The 13609-nt window shown below is 61.5% G+C and carries 14 protein-coding genes and 1 pseudogene; 14 read left to right on the forward strand and 1 reads right to left on the reverse strand.

The window, feature by feature from the left end:
* A partial coding sequence (locus tag ADADOO_RS10870; RefSeq protein ID WP_511277477.1) for an HDOD domain-containing protein occupies positions 1–464 on the forward strand: 464 nt, incomplete at its 5' end.
* 6 nt (positions 465–470) lie between these two features.
* Here the strand turns inward: ADADOO_RS10870 and ADADOO_RS10875 are convergent.
* Complete coding sequence (locus ADADOO_RS10875) at positions 471–1232, reverse strand: RNA methyltransferase (protein ID WP_511277479.1); 762 nt, start codon at positions 1230–1232, stop codon at positions 471–473.
* Positions 1233–1298: 66 nt separating this feature from the next.
* Here ADADOO_RS10875 and ADADOO_RS10880 point away from each other — a divergent pair, with 66 nt between their 5' ends.
* The 13 genes and pseudogenes from ADADOO_RS10880 to gstA all read left to right on the forward strand — a co-directional run bounded on the left by ADADOO_RS10880 (position 1299) and on the right by gstA (position 13478).
* Positions 1299–2111, forward strand: a complete 813-nt coding sequence (locus ADADOO_RS10880) for an inositol monophosphatase family protein (RefSeq protein WP_511277481.1) — start codon at positions 1299–1301, stop codon at positions 2109–2111.
* A gap of 339 nt (positions 2112–2450) precedes the next feature.
* The gene (locus tag ADADOO_RS10885) at positions 2451–3248 is read left to right on the forward strand and encodes an aldolase/citrate lyase family protein (RefSeq protein WP_511277482.1); all 798 of its coding nucleotides are present in this window, start codon (positions 2451–2453) and stop codon (positions 3246–3248) included.
* 75 nt (positions 3249–3323) lie between these two features.
* Positions 3324–5078 carry a sigma 54-interacting transcriptional regulator gene (locus ADADOO_RS10890; protein ID WP_511277483.1) on the forward strand — a complete coding sequence of 585 codons (1755 nt, stop codon included), beginning with the start codon at positions 3324–3326 and terminating at the stop codon, positions 5076–5078.
* Between the two features lie 318 nt (positions 5079–5396).
* Entirely contained in the window at positions 5397–6857 is a 1461-nt protein-coding gene (locus ADADOO_RS10895; RefSeq protein ID WP_511277485.1) for a 2-hydroxymuconic semialdehyde dehydrogenase, read from the forward strand.
* Positions 6858–6864: 7 nt separating this feature from the next.
* The gene (dmpE, locus tag ADADOO_RS10900; protein WP_511277487.1) at positions 6865–7662 is read left to right on the forward strand and encodes a 2-oxopent-4-enoate hydratase; all 798 of its coding nucleotides are present in this window, start codon (positions 6865–6867) and stop codon (positions 7660–7662) included.
* A complete protein-coding gene (gene dmpH / locus ADADOO_RS10905; protein WP_511277488.1) occupies positions 7659–8462 on the forward strand; it encodes a 2-oxo-3-hexenedioate decarboxylase in 804 nt (267 codons plus the stop codon). Before dmpE ends, dmpH begins: the two co-directional genes overlap by 4 nt.
* 18 nt (positions 8463–8480) lie before the next feature.
* Positions 8481–8708, forward strand: a pseudogene (locus tag ADADOO_RS10910) (tautomerase family protein); the annotation flags it as partial.
* A gap of 178 nt (positions 8709–8886) precedes the next feature.
* A complete protein-coding gene (locus tag ADADOO_RS10915; protein ID WP_511277490.1) occupies positions 8887–9804 on the forward strand; it encodes an acetaldehyde dehydrogenase (acetylating) in 918 nt (305 codons plus the stop codon).
* Positions 9801–10856 carry a 4-hydroxy-2-oxovalerate aldolase gene (gene dmpG, locus ADADOO_RS10920; RefSeq protein ID WP_511277492.1) on the forward strand — a complete coding sequence of 352 codons (1056 nt, stop codon included), beginning with the start codon at positions 9801–9803 and terminating at the stop codon, positions 10854–10856. Before ADADOO_RS10915 ends, dmpG begins: the two co-directional genes overlap by 4 nt.
* 72 nt (positions 10857–10928) lie before the next feature.
* Positions 10929–11684 carry an SDR family oxidoreductase gene (locus ADADOO_RS10925; RefSeq protein ID WP_511277494.1) on the forward strand — a complete coding sequence of 252 codons (756 nt, stop codon included), beginning with the start codon at positions 10929–10931 and terminating at the stop codon, positions 11682–11684.
* An 18-nt stretch (positions 11685–11702) separates the two neighbouring features.
* Complete coding sequence (locus ADADOO_RS10930; RefSeq protein WP_511277495.1) at positions 11703–12128, forward strand: tautomerase family protein; 426 nt, start codon at positions 11703–11705, stop codon at positions 12126–12128.
* Positions 12129–12142: 14 nt separating this feature from the next.
* Positions 12143–12862, forward strand: coding sequence for an NAD(P)H-dependent oxidoreductase (locus ADADOO_RS10935; RefSeq protein ID WP_511277497.1), 720 nt, complete (start codon positions 12143–12145; stop codon positions 12860–12862).
* A gap of 10 nt (positions 12863–12872) precedes the next feature.
* Positions 12873–13478 (forward strand): glutathione transferase GstA, encoded by a 606-nt coding sequence (gene gstA, locus ADADOO_RS10940; protein ID WP_511277498.1) that lies wholly within the window; start codon positions 12873–12875, stop codon positions 13476–13478.
* Positions 13479–13609: the final 131 nt, after the last annotated feature.

Raw genomic sequence — 13609 nt, forward strand, 5'->3', positions numbered from 1 at the left:
CGATCAATAGTGCTGCTGCGGCGAATATTCTTGCTCGCCGGATGACCCGACAAAACCCTGACGAAGCCTTGCTGGCTGGATTGATCCACGATCTCGGCGCCTTCTACATGCTCTATCGCGCCACCCAGTATGAAGAACTTCGCCATCGCCCGGACAGCGTGAAGTACCTGATCGTCCAGTGGCACGAAAGTATTGGCGTTTCCCTGCTCAATGCCTTGGGCTTACCTGACGAAATTGTCGAAGCAACGATCGACCATGATCACATGCGACCAGCGCCGACGACTATCCGCAATCTATCGGACATCGTCTATATCGCCAACATGCTGAGTGGCGGACACTTCGAATGGTTAATGCAGGACCAGCCGGAGATGCCTTCAGAAATAGCTCTGCTGGAGGAAAAATACGGCCACCTGCGCCCTGAAATCGATGCTCTGGCTGCAGAGATGCGCGGTTCTTTTGCCTGAACCCATCTAGCGCTTGCGGCCGTGCCCGGTTTTAACCTGAGTGGAAGCCAGAACACCACGCAGGATATTGATCTCGTCTTTTTCCAGGCGAACCCGTCCGAACAAGCGGCGCAACTTTGGCAACAATCGCCCGGGCTGCTCCGGATTGAAAAAGCCGGTCTCGGTCATTACCGTTTCCAAATGCGAATACAACCCCTCCACCTCGTCGTGGGTCGCGACCGGAGACGCAAACGGGGTAACGCCCTGTTCGAGCAAGGGGGGCTGCTCGGCATAGGCAGCCATCCGGCATTCATAACTAAGGACTTGCACAGCTGAACCAAGGTTCAGCGAACTGAACTCGGGGTTGGTTGGAATCGTCACGGCAGCTTGGCAATGCAGGATTTCTTCATTGCTCAGGCCAACCGTTTCATTGCCGAAGACCAGCGCCACTTCGCCCTGCCCCGCTTCGGCAAGAAGACGCGCCACCGTTTCACGCGGCGCACCGATTGACGGCCCGATGTCGCGCTGACGCGCCGATAACGCGACGACAAATGAGGCTCCAACCAGCGCCTCTTTAAGCGATGAGGTGATTTTTGCCTTTTTCAGCACGTCGACCGCAGCAGTCGCCCGCGCGTCAGCTTCCGGATCCGGAAACTGCTTCGGCTCAACCAGATAGAGATTCGATAAGCCCATTGTCTTCATCGCCCGAGCTGCTGCACCGATATTGCCAGGATGACTTGTTCGACACAGCACCACTCTGATACGCGAAAGCAGGACTTCAGGGTTCATGGTGTAAAATTCGATCTTTCCAATATAAATCGGGCGGTTTCGGCCCCCCGTCAGCTCTTTAAGCTCATGCATCCAACTCTGAATATCGCCATCAAGGCAGCGCGCCGTGCTGGCCAGATCATCAATCGCGCCTCCAACGACCTGGACCTGATCAAAGTCACCACCAAACAGCCCAACGACTTTGTTACCGAAGTCGACAAAGCGGCCGAAGCCGCGATCATCGAAATCCTGATGGAAGCTTATCCGAGCTACGGCATTCTAGCAGAGGAGTCCGGCGAGACCGCCGGCAAGGGCAGCAATGAGGCTGAGTTCCAGTGGATCATCGATCCGCTTGATGGCACCACCAACTTCATCCATGGCATGCCGCAATATGCCGTCTCCATCGCCCTGGCCAAGGGTGGCGTGATTGAGCAAGCCGTTGTGTTCGACCCCAACCGCAACGAGCTATTTACCGCCAGCAAAGGCGCCGGCGCGTTCCTCAACGAACGCCGAATCCGCGTCTCAAAGCGTAACAAGCTAAAGGATTCACTGATCGGCACCGGTTTCCCCTACCGGATGTTTGATCACATCGACACCTATATCGCGATCTTCAAGGAACTGGCCCAGAAGACGGCTGGCCAGCGTCGCCCCGGCGCCGCCTCGCTTGACCTTGCCTATGTCGCCTGCGGCCGGTACGACGGTTTCTGGGAATTCGGCCTTTCACCGTGGGATATGGCGGCAGGTGCTCTGCTGATCTCGGAAGCCGGCGGTCTCGTCAGCGACCTGCGCGGTGATGCCACCTATCTGGAAAGTGGCAACCTGGTAGCTGGCACACCCAAGGTTTTCGCTCCGCTGCTCAAGCTGATCCAGGACAAACTGCCGGACTCCATCCGCGGCTGAACGCGGCAGTCATGCTTTTCCGGGCCGTTGGCTAAGCCCATGAAGCGCAAGCCGCACACAGCGAAAGGCAAGGCACAACGGGTGATCGGTCTGCTCCTGGTCGAAGAGGATTTCTTGGCTGGATAGGCCACCATTACCCGGGGATGTGAGCCGCCCGGCGCGCGGCTTACATACCGCACGGGTATTGATCGGTTCATGAATCCGTATTGGACAGCACGCCCCATAGCCTACATAGTGATGGGCTTTGATTGATTGTCGTCCACGATAGCCAACCCCGCCTTGCGTACGAGGCGTCGATTGGCGTTTGGGCGACGACAGACAACGGAACCCTATCCGATCATGGACATACCTCGTAACAGCTTCAAAACCGATCTGCGCAATGGCCAAACCTTGCTTGGCCTGTGGCTCGGACTGAGCGAAACCTTCAGTGCCGAAATCTGCGCCGGAGCTGGTTTCGACTGGCTGCTCATCGATGGCGAGCACGGTCCCAACGATCTGCGCAGCATTCTGGCCCAACTGCAGGCCATCGAGCCCTACCCCTCGCACGCCATCGTCCGACCACCGCAGGGCGACCATGTGCTGATCAAGCAATTGCTGGAAACGGGCGTCCAGACCCTGCTCATTCCGATGGTCGAAACAGCCGAGCAAGCTGCCGGACTGGTCCGCGCCATGCGCTATCCGCCGGCAGGCATCCGCGGTGTTGGCGCGGCGCTGGCCCGCGCCTCGCGCTGGGGTCGAATCCACGATTACAGCGCCCAGGCCAACGAGCAGATGTGCCTGTTGCTGCAGGTCGAGACGAAGCTCGGTTACGACAATCTTGACGAGATTCTTACGGTCGACGGCGTCGACGGCATCTTTTTCGGCGCCGCCGACCTCGCCGCTTCGTATGGCCTACTCGGCCAGTCGAACCATCCGAGCATCATCGAAGCCATCGAAGTCGGCCTGCACAAAGCCCGGGCCGCCGGCAAGAGCGGCGGCGTCCTGTGCGGCGACAAGGCCATCGTTCAACGCTATTTCGAAGCTGGCGCCCGCTTCATTGCGGTCGGCGTCGACGCCCTCCTGCTCGCCGCCGCCACCACCCAACTCCGTCAGGAATACCGGCCGGAACCCAGCGGCAAAAGCGCCACCAACTATTGATCCACGCGCGATAATCAGCGCTTCGAATCTGGCTAATAACCGCAGGCAGACGACGAGCGTAGCGAAGGAACCGGCATGGACAACGGCCATAAATCGACTCTCGACAAGGGCATTCGCCTGCTGCGCCCGAGCGCCCACGACAAATATCGCCTGCCGGACATCGACGACCTCGCCGCACGCCTGCGTTTTGTTCCGGCCAAGGGCGAAGTCTGGTTCGACGACCGGCGCATGGTACTGCTCCACAACTCGTCACTCGGCGCCATCCGCCGCGAGCTGATCGAAACGGTTGGCATCGAGAAGGCGCGCGGCCTGATCACCCGCATGGGCTACCAGTCCGGCACGCGGGATGCCGAAATGGTCCGCCGCATCCGCCCGGACAGCAACGATTTCGATGCCTTTGCGGTCGGCCCGCAAATGCATGCGCTGGAAGGCTTCGTCTCGGTCGAAACATTGGCGCTCGATGTCGATGTCGAAACCGGCCATTTCTACGGCGAATTCATCTGGCACAACTCGGCCGAGGCCGAGCAGCACCTGGCCACCTTCGGCACGAGCAGCGCGCCGGTATGCTGGCTGCAACAAGGCTACGCCAACGGCTATCTGAGCAGCTTCCTCGGTCGGCAGATGCTGGTCCGCGAAGTCGAGTGCAAGGCCATGGGCTTCCCGACCTGCAAGATTGTCGGCAAGGCGCTCGACCAGTGGGATGACCCGGACGCCGACTTTCGTTACCTGCAGGCCCAGGATTTCGTCCAGAGCCCGAGCAGCAAGAAATTCTCCTTCCCGCGCAGCGATGCCGGCGCGGTCAGCGACAAGATCGATCTAGTCGGCGTTTCATCGGGCTTCAATACCGTCTGCCACATGATCCAGCGCGTCGCACCGACACGGGCGACGGTGCTCTTCCTCGGTGAAAGCGGGGTCGGCAAGGAGCAATTTGCCCGCACCCTGCACAACATCAGCGACCGCGCCGAGCAGCCCTTCATCGCCATCAACTGCGCGGCCATTCCCGAGCAACTCATCGAATCTGAACTGTTCGGCGTCGAAAAAGGCGGCTTCAGCGGCGCCAGCCAGTCGCGCCCCGGGCGTTTCGAGCGGGCCGACGGCGGCACCCTCTTCCTCGACGAAATCGGCACCCTGAGCCTGGTCGCCCAAGGCAAGCTGTTACGGGCGCTGCAGGAAGGCGAAATCGAGCGCATCGGCGACACGCGGGTGCGCCAGGTCGACGTCCGCGTCGTGGCGGCGACCAATGAAAATCTGCGCGATCTCGTCGAGGCCGGCAAATTCCGCGACGACCTGTTTTATCGGCTCAATGTCTTCCCGGTCAATATCCCGCCGCTGCGCGAGCGCAAGGAGGACATCCTGCTGCTCGTCGAACACTTCCTCAACCGCTATTGCGCCCTGCACAAGCGCAAGGTGACGGGTTTCACCGAGGCGGCGCTCGAAGCGCTGCTGTTCTATTCGTGGCCGGGCAATATCCGCGAGCTGGAAAACCTGATCGAGCGTGGCGTCATTCTGGCGCCGGAAGATGGCGGTATCGACATTTCGCATCTATTTACCAGCGGCGAGAATATCCGGCGCGAGCCGGCCCGGATGGAAGCTGCAGCCAGCCCACCGGAACAACCGGCCGGCGCGCCGAACCTGTCGGCTCTGCTCCGGGATGCGCTCGCTTCTGGCAAGCTTTCACTGGATGGCCTGGAGGAAGATGCCATCGGGCAAGCCCTGCATCTGGCGCAGGGGAATGTTTCCGGGGCGGCCAAGATACTTGGCACGACGCGGGCACGGGTGGCGTATCGGCTGTCCGGCCGGAAGGTGGCGCATCCGGCGGGGGAAAAATAGCCGGCTATTCGCGGATAACCTTCTGAATTGAATTGGCTTGCGGTTCCCCCCCTTTCTCAACCGCTGGTTTCGCGCTTGCTGGCGGAACCCCAAGCCAACGAACCGGACCGCCGCCCGCAAGGCAAAGCCAGCCCCGACCCACGGTCAACCCGAAATTTCGCCCGATTTCAAAAGATACCCAACCGGTATCAACCAACCGAAAATAAGGTATTGGACGGTATTGGCATCCCACCCCTAGACTGATTTCCATTCGGTCGGGCCCGATGACCAAACACCATTCCTGCTCGCCACGAGGGGGCAGCCAAGCGAGGAGATGCCGTGCAACTGATCAAGAATTTCATCAACGGTGAGTTTGTCGAGGGGGTCGAAGGCAAGACCTTCGAGAAGCGTTCACCGCTCGACAACCAAGTCATTGCGCGCGTTTCCAAGGCCGGCAAGGCCGACGTCGACGCCGCCGTGCGCGCTGCCCATGCCGCCCGTCACGGCGTGTGGGGCGGCCTGACCACCGACCAGCGCGTCGATCTGCTCTACGGCGTGGCCGACGAAATCACCCGCCGCTTCGAAGACTTCGTCGCCGCTGAAATGGCCGACACCGGCCAGCCCAACCATGTCATGCGCCATGTGTTCATCCCGCGCGGCGCGGCCAATTTCAAAGTCTTCGCCGACGTCGTCAAGAACGTCCCGTGCGAATCCTTCCAGATGGCGACGCCGGACGGCGCTGGTGCGCTGAACTACGCCATCCGCGTCCCGAAAGGCGTCGTCGGCGTCATTTCTCCGTGGAATGCGCCTTTCCTGCTGATGACCTGGAAAGTCGGCCCGGCGCTGGCCTGCGGCAATACCGTCGTCGTCAAGCCGTCCGAAGAAACGCCGCTGACCACCACGCTGCTTGGCGAAGTGATGAATACGGTTGGCATCCCGAAAGGCGTGTTCAATGTCATCCACGGTTTCGGCCCGAATTCGGCCGGTGAATTCCTGACCCAGCATCCGCTCGTCGATGCCATTACCTTCACCGGCGAAACGCGCACCGGCACGGCGATCATGAAGGCCGCCGCCGAGGGCATGCGCGATGTGTCGTTTGAACTGGGCGGCAAGAACGCCGGCATCGTTTTCGCCGATGCCGACTTCGATGCGGCGGTCGACGGCATTTTCCGCTCGGCTTTCCTCAACTCCGGGCAGGTTTGCCTCGGCACCGAGCGCGTCTATGTCGAGCGGCCAATTTTTGACAAATTCGTGCAGGCGCTGAAAGCCAAGGCCGAAGCTGTCAAATTCGGCCGTCCAGACGACAGGAACGCCAACTACGGCCCGCTGATCAGCGCCGAGCACAAGCAGAAGGTCATGTCCTACTACGCCAAGGCGGCGGCCGAAGGTGCCAATGTCGTGACCGGCGGCGGCGTGCCGACCATGCCGGCCGATCTGGCTGACGGCCATTGGGTGCAGCCAACCATCTGGACCGGCCTACCGGAAACGGCATCGGTCGTCCGCGAGGAGGTTTTCGGGCCGTGCTGCCACATCAGCCCCTTCGACAGCGAAGACGAAGTCATCAACAAGGCCAACGACAACGACTACGGTCTGGCGACGACGATCTGGACGACCAATCTGGCCCGCGCCCACCGTGTCGCGGCGCGTGTCGAAGTCGGCATTACCTGGATCAACAGCTGGTTCCTGCGTGACTTGCGAACGGCCTTTGGTGGCTCCAAGCAATCCGGCATCGGCCGTGAAGGTGGCGTCCATTCGCTCGAGTTTTACACCGAAACCCGCAACATTTGCGTGAAGCTCTGAGGCCAAAATGAACGAAGAAAAAATCAAGCAATACGGCGACGAACTCTACGAAGCCTGGCTCGCCTGTCGTCCGGTCCGCCCGTTGCTGGAGCGCGAGCCGGACATCAGCATCGAGGACGCCTATCAGATTCAAGAACGTTTCGTCGCCCGCCGCGTGCAGGCCGGCGAAACGATCATCGGTAAAAAGATCGGCGCGACCAGCAAGCCGGTGCAGGATTTTCTCGGCGTCTATCAGCCCGATTTCGGCATGTTGCTCTCCGGCATGGTCTATCAGGAAGGCGACACCATCGATCTCGCCACGCTGATCCAGCCCAAGGCCGAGGCGGAGCTGGCCTTCGTCCTCAAGGCAGACCTCAAAGGCCCGGGCATCACGGCGATGGACGTGATTCGCGCCACCGACTACGTGCTGCCCTGTTTCGAGATCGTCGATTCGCGCATCACCGACTGGCAGATCAAGATCCAGGACACCGTCGCCGACAACGCCTCCTGCGGCGTTTATGTGCTCGGCAAGACCCGGGGCGACCCGCGCAAGCTCGACATCACGCTGGCCGGCATGGTCTTGGAAAAGAACGGCGAACTGTTCTCGACCGGCGTCGGCGCTGCCGTCCAGGGCTCGCCGGCCAACGCCGTGGCCTGGCTGGCCAACACGCTCGGTGAACTGGGCATTCCCTTCAAGGCCGGCGAAATCATTCTCTCCGGTTCCCAGTCGGCGCTGGTGCCGGTCGTCGATGGCGACGAACTGGTGTGCACGGTGGGCGGTCTCGGCACCTGCTCAGTCCAATTTTCCGGAAGGAGCAAAGCATGAGCATGGACATCACCCTCGGCCGCGACGCCATCGCCCGCCTATGTGACCGTGTTGAAGGTGCCCAGAGCGGCGCCTACACCATCCCCAAGCTGACCGATGACTATCCCGGCATGACCATCGGCGACGGCTACGCCGTGCAGCTTGAACTGCGCCGCCGCTTCCTCGCTGCCGGTCACAAGCAGGTCGGCTGGAAAGCCGGCCTGACCTCGAAGGCCAAGATGATCCAGATGGGCGTCAATGTGCCGTCCATCGGCTTCCTGACCGACCGCATGGCGCGCCCGGAAAACTCGGCGATCAAGACCTCCGATCTGGTGCACCCGCGCGTCGAGTGCGAAGTCGCTTTCGTCATGAAGAAGACGCTGAAAGGCCCGAACTGCACGCGGCAGGATGTGCTGGACGCCACCGACTACGTGCTGCCGGCGGTCGAGATCATCGACTCGCGCTTCTCGGGTTTCAAGTTTGATCTGCCCAGTGTCGTTGCCGACAACGGTTCCTCGGCCCGCTTCGTTGGCGGCGGCCGCGCCCGTTATCCGGCCGACATCGACCTGCGCACGCTCGGTGTCGTCATGGAGAAGAACGGCGAGATCGTCACCCTCGGCGCCTCGGCTGCCGTGCTCGGTCATCCGGCCGAAGCCATCGCCATGCTGGTCAATATTCTTTCCGAACTGGGCGAGGAATTGCCGGCCGGCAGCTTCGTGATGAGCGGCGGAATCACCGAAGCCATCCCGGTCAAGCCGGGCGACAGCATCGTGGCGCGCTTCCAGGAACTGGGCAGCGTATCGATGCGCTTCATTGAATAAAAACAAGGGAGGAGACGAAGGATGCCAATCATAGAAATGCATCTCATGCAGGGGCGCACCAATGAGCAAAAACGCGCCGTGGCCGAAGCGGTGGCCGAAGCGGTGACGCGCACGCTGGGCGTGGGGCCGGAGCAGGTTCGCCTGCTCATCACCGAGCACAGCAGTGAAGAATTTTCGGTTGGCGGCATTACCGCCGGCCGCAAGCAGGAACAGGTGGCCGAAGCCGCCGCGAAGACTCCCGACTAACTCCCTCCCCTTCAAGGGGAGGGCTGGGGTGGGGATGGGTTTTGCAGTCAAGCGCCACCTATCCCCCACCCAACCTCCCCCTTGTCCCAAAGGATACCGTCCCTGCGGGACATAAAGGGGGAGGAGAGTTCCCCACGAAACCACCGCCGTGCCTCGAGCATGGCAGGAGAAAAGCACCATGAAGAAAATCAGATGCGCGCTGATCGGTTCCGGCAACATCGGCACCGACCTGATCTACAAGATCCAGCGCAGCCCCGTCCTTGAGCCGGTCTGGATGGTCGGTATCGACCCCGAATCCGAAGGCCTCGCCCGCGCCCGCGAGATGGGTCTGAAAACCACGGCGGCCGGCGTCGATGGCCTGCTGCCGCACGTGCTGGAAGACAACATCCAGATCGCCTTCGACGCGACCAGCGCCTACGTGCACGCCGAAAATTCGCGCAAGCTCAACGAGCTGGGCGTCATGATGATCGACCTGACGCCAGCCGCCATCGGCCCGCTGTGCGTGCCGCCGGTCAACCTTAAAGCGCATGCCGAAAAGGTCGAAATGAACGTGAACATGATTTCGTGCGCCGGGCAGGCGACGATTCCCATCGTGTTTGCCGTGTCGCGCATCCAGGCCGTCGGTTACGGCGAAATCGTCGCCAGCCTCGCCTCGAAATCGATTGGTCCGGGCACCCGCGCCAATCTCGATGAATTCACCTACACCACCTCGAACGCCATCGAGATTGTCGGCGGTGCGCGCAAGGGCAAGGCGCTGGCCATCATCAACCCGGCCGAGCCGCCGATGATGATGCGCAACACCATCTCCTGCCTGACTGATGAAGAGCCGGATCAGGCGCGTATCACCGAGTCGGTCCTCGAAATGATCAAGGAAGTGCAGAAGTACGTGCCAGGTTACCGGCTGGTCAATGGCCCCTTGTTTGACGGCAAGCGCGTCACGGTCTTCATGGAAGTCGCCGGACTCGGCGATTACCTGCCCAAATACGCCGGCAATCTCGACATCATGACCGCCGCTGCGACGCGCACGGCCGAAATGTTCGCCCAGGAAATCATTGCTGGCACCATCCAGCTCAAGTCACCGGAGGTCGCATCATGAGCGCCGAGCAAAGTCTCAAGGGTCGCAAGATCATCATCCACGACATGTCCCTGCGCGATGGCATGCACGCCAAGCGCGAGCAGATGAGCATCGAGCAGATGACCACCATCGCCACGGCGCTCGATGAGGCCGGCGTGCCGCTGATCCAGGTGACGCATGGCGCCGGCATGGGCGGCAACTCGCTGCAGCATGGTTTTGCGCCACACAGCAATGAGGAATACATCAGCGCCGTGGCGTCGAAGATGAAGCAGGCGAAAATTTCGGTGCTGCTTATCCCCGGCCTGGGCACGATGAAGGAACTCAAGTCAGCCTACGACTGCGGCGCGCGCAGCGTACACGTCGCCACCCACTGTACTGAAGCCGACACCTCGCCGCAGCACATCGCCTTCGCCCGCAAGCTCGGCATGGACACCACCGGCTTCCTCATGATGGCTCACCTCAATACGCCGGAAGGTCTGGCCCAGCAGGGCAAGCTCATGGAATCCTACGGGGCGCAGACGGTGTACATCACCGACTCGGCCGGCTACATGCTGCCGGCTGACGTCAAGGCGCGGGTTGCGGCGCTGCGCGCGGTGCTCAAACCGGAAACCGAAATCGGCTTCCACGGCCACCACAACATGGGCATGGGCATCGCCAATTCCATCGCTGCCATCGAAGAAGGCGCCAGCCGTATCGACGCGTCGGTGGCCGGTCTGGGCGCTGGCGCCGGCAATACCCCTTTGGAAGTGTTTGCCGCGGTGTGCGAGCGGATGGGCATCGAAACGGGTTGCGATCTGTTCAAGCTGATGGATATGGCCGAGGACATCATCGTGCCGATGATGGACCACATGGTTCGCGTCGATCGTTCTTCCCTGACACTGGGTTTTGCCGGCGTCTATTCGACCTTCCTGCTCCATGCCAAGCGGGCGGCCGAGCGTTTTGGCGTGCCGTCGCGTGACATCCTGGTCGAGCTGGGGCGCAAGAAGATGATCGGTGGACAGGAAGACATGATCGTCGATACGGCGATGACCATGGCCAAGGAGCGCGGGCTGCTCAAGGACGCTGCGGCCTGATCTGGCGTGGTAGCCGTCGATGCGGGAATGGCTGCGGCCATTCCCGATTGTTTGAATCTGGAGTGGAGAGCAATGGCTGAAACAAAGGAATGGGTCGTCGTCGTTGGTGCCACGGGCGCCTTCGGTTCGGTCATGGTCGAGCGCTTTCTGGCGCGTGGCCTGGGCGTGCTGGCCGTGGCGCGCAGCACTGCCTCGCTGGCTGATCTGGCGGCGAAGAATCCGGGGCTGGTGCCCTGTGCGGCGGATATTTCCGATGACGCTTCCATCGAGACAATCCGGACCGCGCTGCCCGGCCCCGTGCGCATGGTCGTCCATGGCCCCGGCGTGGCAGTCGGGGGTGGGGTGTTGACCATCGCCACCCAGGCGATGATCGACGCGGTCAATATCAAGGTCGGCGGCTTTTTGCGACTGGTTCGTGCGGTCGACCGGAATTTAATGCCAAATTCAAGATTGGTCGCCATCGGCGGTCACTACGGTTTCGAACCGACTGCCTATGCCGCCGCAGCCGGTGTCGGCAATGCCGCGCTGGTCAATGTCGTGCGCCAGATAAGTCTGGCCTACGGGGCGCGTGGCGTCACGGCCCACCTCGTCGCACCCGGCCCGGCCGATACCGAGCGCCTGCGCCGGGTGGCGGCGGATCGCGCCAGGATGCTCGGCACGACGGTTGAAGCCGTCATGGACAGCATGCGTGCCGAGTCGTCGATTGGCGCCTTTACCGAACCGGGCCAGATAGCCTGGGCGCTCGAAATGTTGCTGGCGCCCGAAGCCTCGGCGATGACGGGTTCTTCCCTGATGCTCGATTCCGGCCGTCGCCACGGTCTACCGTAAAAAAGGGCCAAAATCGAAATGCCGATTCTCAACTTCCATCTCGTCCAGGGGCAGCATGCAGCGGCTCAGGTCGAAACCCTGCTGCTCAAAGCCAGTGCGCTGTTTGCCGAAGTGCTGGCCTGCCCGATTGACCGCGTCCGCGTGTTCGCCACCGAACACCCGCCGCAGCACGTCTGCATCGGCGGTCAACTGGTCAACCGGCGCGCGCAGGTCGCCCCGTATTTTTCCTTCATCGTCCTCGAAGGCCGTTCCCAGGCCGACCGCCAGCGCCTGCTCAGCGGTTTCACCGATCTCGTCGTCGACATTCTCGGCGCGCCACGCGCCAATGTGCGGGGCGGTATCGTCCCGGTGGCGCCGTCTGACTGGAGTATCGGTGGCGTACCGGCCAGCGCATTGCGTCAGGCTGAAATCGAAGCGCGCCGCCTGGCGGCCGAAGCGAAATAATTTGAGAGAAACTCATGAGAATCCTGATCGTCCATGCCCACTACGAGGCCAAATCCTTCAACAGCGCACTCAAAGGCCTCGCCGTCAAAACGCTGACCGAAGCCGGCCACGAGGTCCAGGTGTCCGACCTCTATGCGATGAACTGGAACCCCGTCGCCACCCAGGCCGATTTCGCCGAGCCGACCAACCCGGACTACTGCGTCTACGCACTCGAGCAACGCAAGGGCTTCGAGTCCGGCAGCATCGCCCCGGACATCCAGGCCGAGATCGCCAAGGTCGACTGGTGCGATTTGCTGATCTTCAATTTCCCGATTTTCTGGTTCTCCGTGCCGGCCATCCTCAAAGGCTGGATCGACCGCGTTTTCGTCTCCGGCCACTTCTACGGCGGCAAACGTTTCTACGACCAGGGCGGCATGAAGGGCAAAAAGGCCATGCTGACGCTGTCGCTCGGCGGCCAGCCGCACATGTTCGGCTCCGAGGCCATCCACGGCGAAATGGACACCTTGCTGCGCCCGATCATGCGCGGTGCGCTGGCCTACTGCGGCTTCACGGTGCTACCGCCTTATGTCGCCTATCACGTCCCCTACGTTTCGCCCGAGGCGCGGCAGGCCATGCTCGACGATTATCGGGAACGTCTGTGCCATCTCGATGATCTGACGCCCATCCAATTTCCCAGTCTGGGCGATTTCGACGATCGGCTTTATCCCAAAGAAATTAGCGCTGCTGTTTTATAAAGGAGAAGACATGAAGCTTTACTACGCCACGGGAGCCTGCTCCCTTTCCCCGCATATCGTGCTGAGCGAACTGGCTTTGCCCTACGAACTGGTCAAGGTTGAACTGTCCACCCATCAGACCGCCGATGGCCAGGATTACACCGCGATCAATCCCAAGGGCTACGTGCCGGCGGTGCAACTCGATGACGGCTCCCTGCTCACTGAAGGCCCGGCCATCGTCCAGTACCTCGCCGACCGGAAGCCATCGGCCGGCTTGCTGCCGCCGGCCGGAACGCTGGAGCGGACACGCGTCCAGGAGTGGCTGACCTTCATCGGCACCGAGCTGCACAAGAATTTCAGCCCGCTGTTCAATCCGAACGCCTCGGCCGACTGGAAAGCAGCCGCCCTGGCCAATATCGAGCGGCGCTTCGGTTTTGTCGAAAAGGCGCTGGCCGGTCGCGAATACCTGACCGGGGCCAATTTCTGCGTGGCTGATGCCTACCTTTTTACGGTGGTTAACTGGACCAAATTCGTCAAGATCGATCTGGCGCCTTGGCCGACGCTGGCTGCGTTCCATCAGCGGGTTATGGCGCGGCCGGCGGTGCAGAGGGCGCTGCGGGAGGAAGGGCTGATCTAGCCTTTTCCGCTGAATTTGCAGGGGTTCCGCCCTTGCGGGGCGTCTCACTTTTTCTTGCTTCGCCAAGAAAAAGTGGGCAAAAAGAAGGCGACCCTGGGTCGGTGCCGGCTGCGCCGGTTCCCTGCGCTACT

The organism is Azonexus sp., from assembly GCF_036170495.1.
In the GTDB taxonomy this organism is placed as follows: domain Bacteria; phylum Pseudomonadota; class Gammaproteobacteria; order Burkholderiales; family Rhodocyclaceae; genus Azonexus.

Excerpts from the sequence above, each read along its gene's own strand:
- ADADOO_RS10885 (WP_511277482.1), top strand. The coding sequence starts at position 2,451 with ATGGACATACCTCGTAACAGCTTCAAAACCGATCTGCGCAATGGCCAA.
- dmpH (WP_511277488.1), top strand. The coding sequence starts at position 7,659 with ATGAGCATGGACATCACCCTCGGCCGCGACGCCATCGCCCGCCTATGT.
- gstA (WP_511277498.1), top strand. The coding sequence starts at position 12,873 with ATGAAGCTTTACTACGCCACGGGAGCCTGCTCCCTTTCCCCGCATATC.
- dmpE (WP_511277487.1), top strand. The coding sequence starts at position 6,865 with ATGAACGAAGAAAAAATCAAGCAATACGGCGACGAACTCTACGAAGCC.
- ADADOO_RS10935 (WP_511277497.1), top strand. The coding sequence starts at position 12,143 with ATGAGAATCCTGATCGTCCATGCCCACTACGAGGCCAAATCCTTCAAC.
- dmpG (WP_511277492.1), top strand. The coding sequence starts at position 9,801 with ATGAGCGCCGAGCAAAGTCTCAAGGGTCGCAAGATCATCATCCACGAC.
- ADADOO_RS10880 (WP_511277481.1), top strand. The coding sequence starts at position 1,299 with ATGCATCCAACTCTGAATATCGCCATCAAGGCAGCGCGCCGTGCTGGC.
- ADADOO_RS10875 (WP_511277479.1), bottom strand. The coding sequence starts at position 1,232 with ATGAACCCTGAAGTCCTGCTTTCGCGTATCAGAGTGGTGCTGTGTCGA.
- ADADOO_RS10890 (WP_511277483.1), top strand. The coding sequence starts at position 3,324 with ATGGACAACGGCCATAAATCGACTCTCGACAAGGGCATTCGCCTGCTG.
- ADADOO_RS10930 (WP_511277495.1), top strand. The coding sequence starts at position 11,703 with ATGCCGATTCTCAACTTCCATCTCGTCCAGGGGCAGCATGCAGCGGCT.
- ADADOO_RS10915 (WP_511277490.1), top strand. The coding sequence starts at position 8,887 with ATGAAGAAAATCAGATGCGCGCTGATCGGTTCCGGCAACATCGGCACC.
- ADADOO_RS10925 (WP_511277494.1), top strand. The coding sequence starts at position 10,929 with ATGGCTGAAACAAAGGAATGGGTCGTCGTCGTTGGTGCCACGGGCGCC.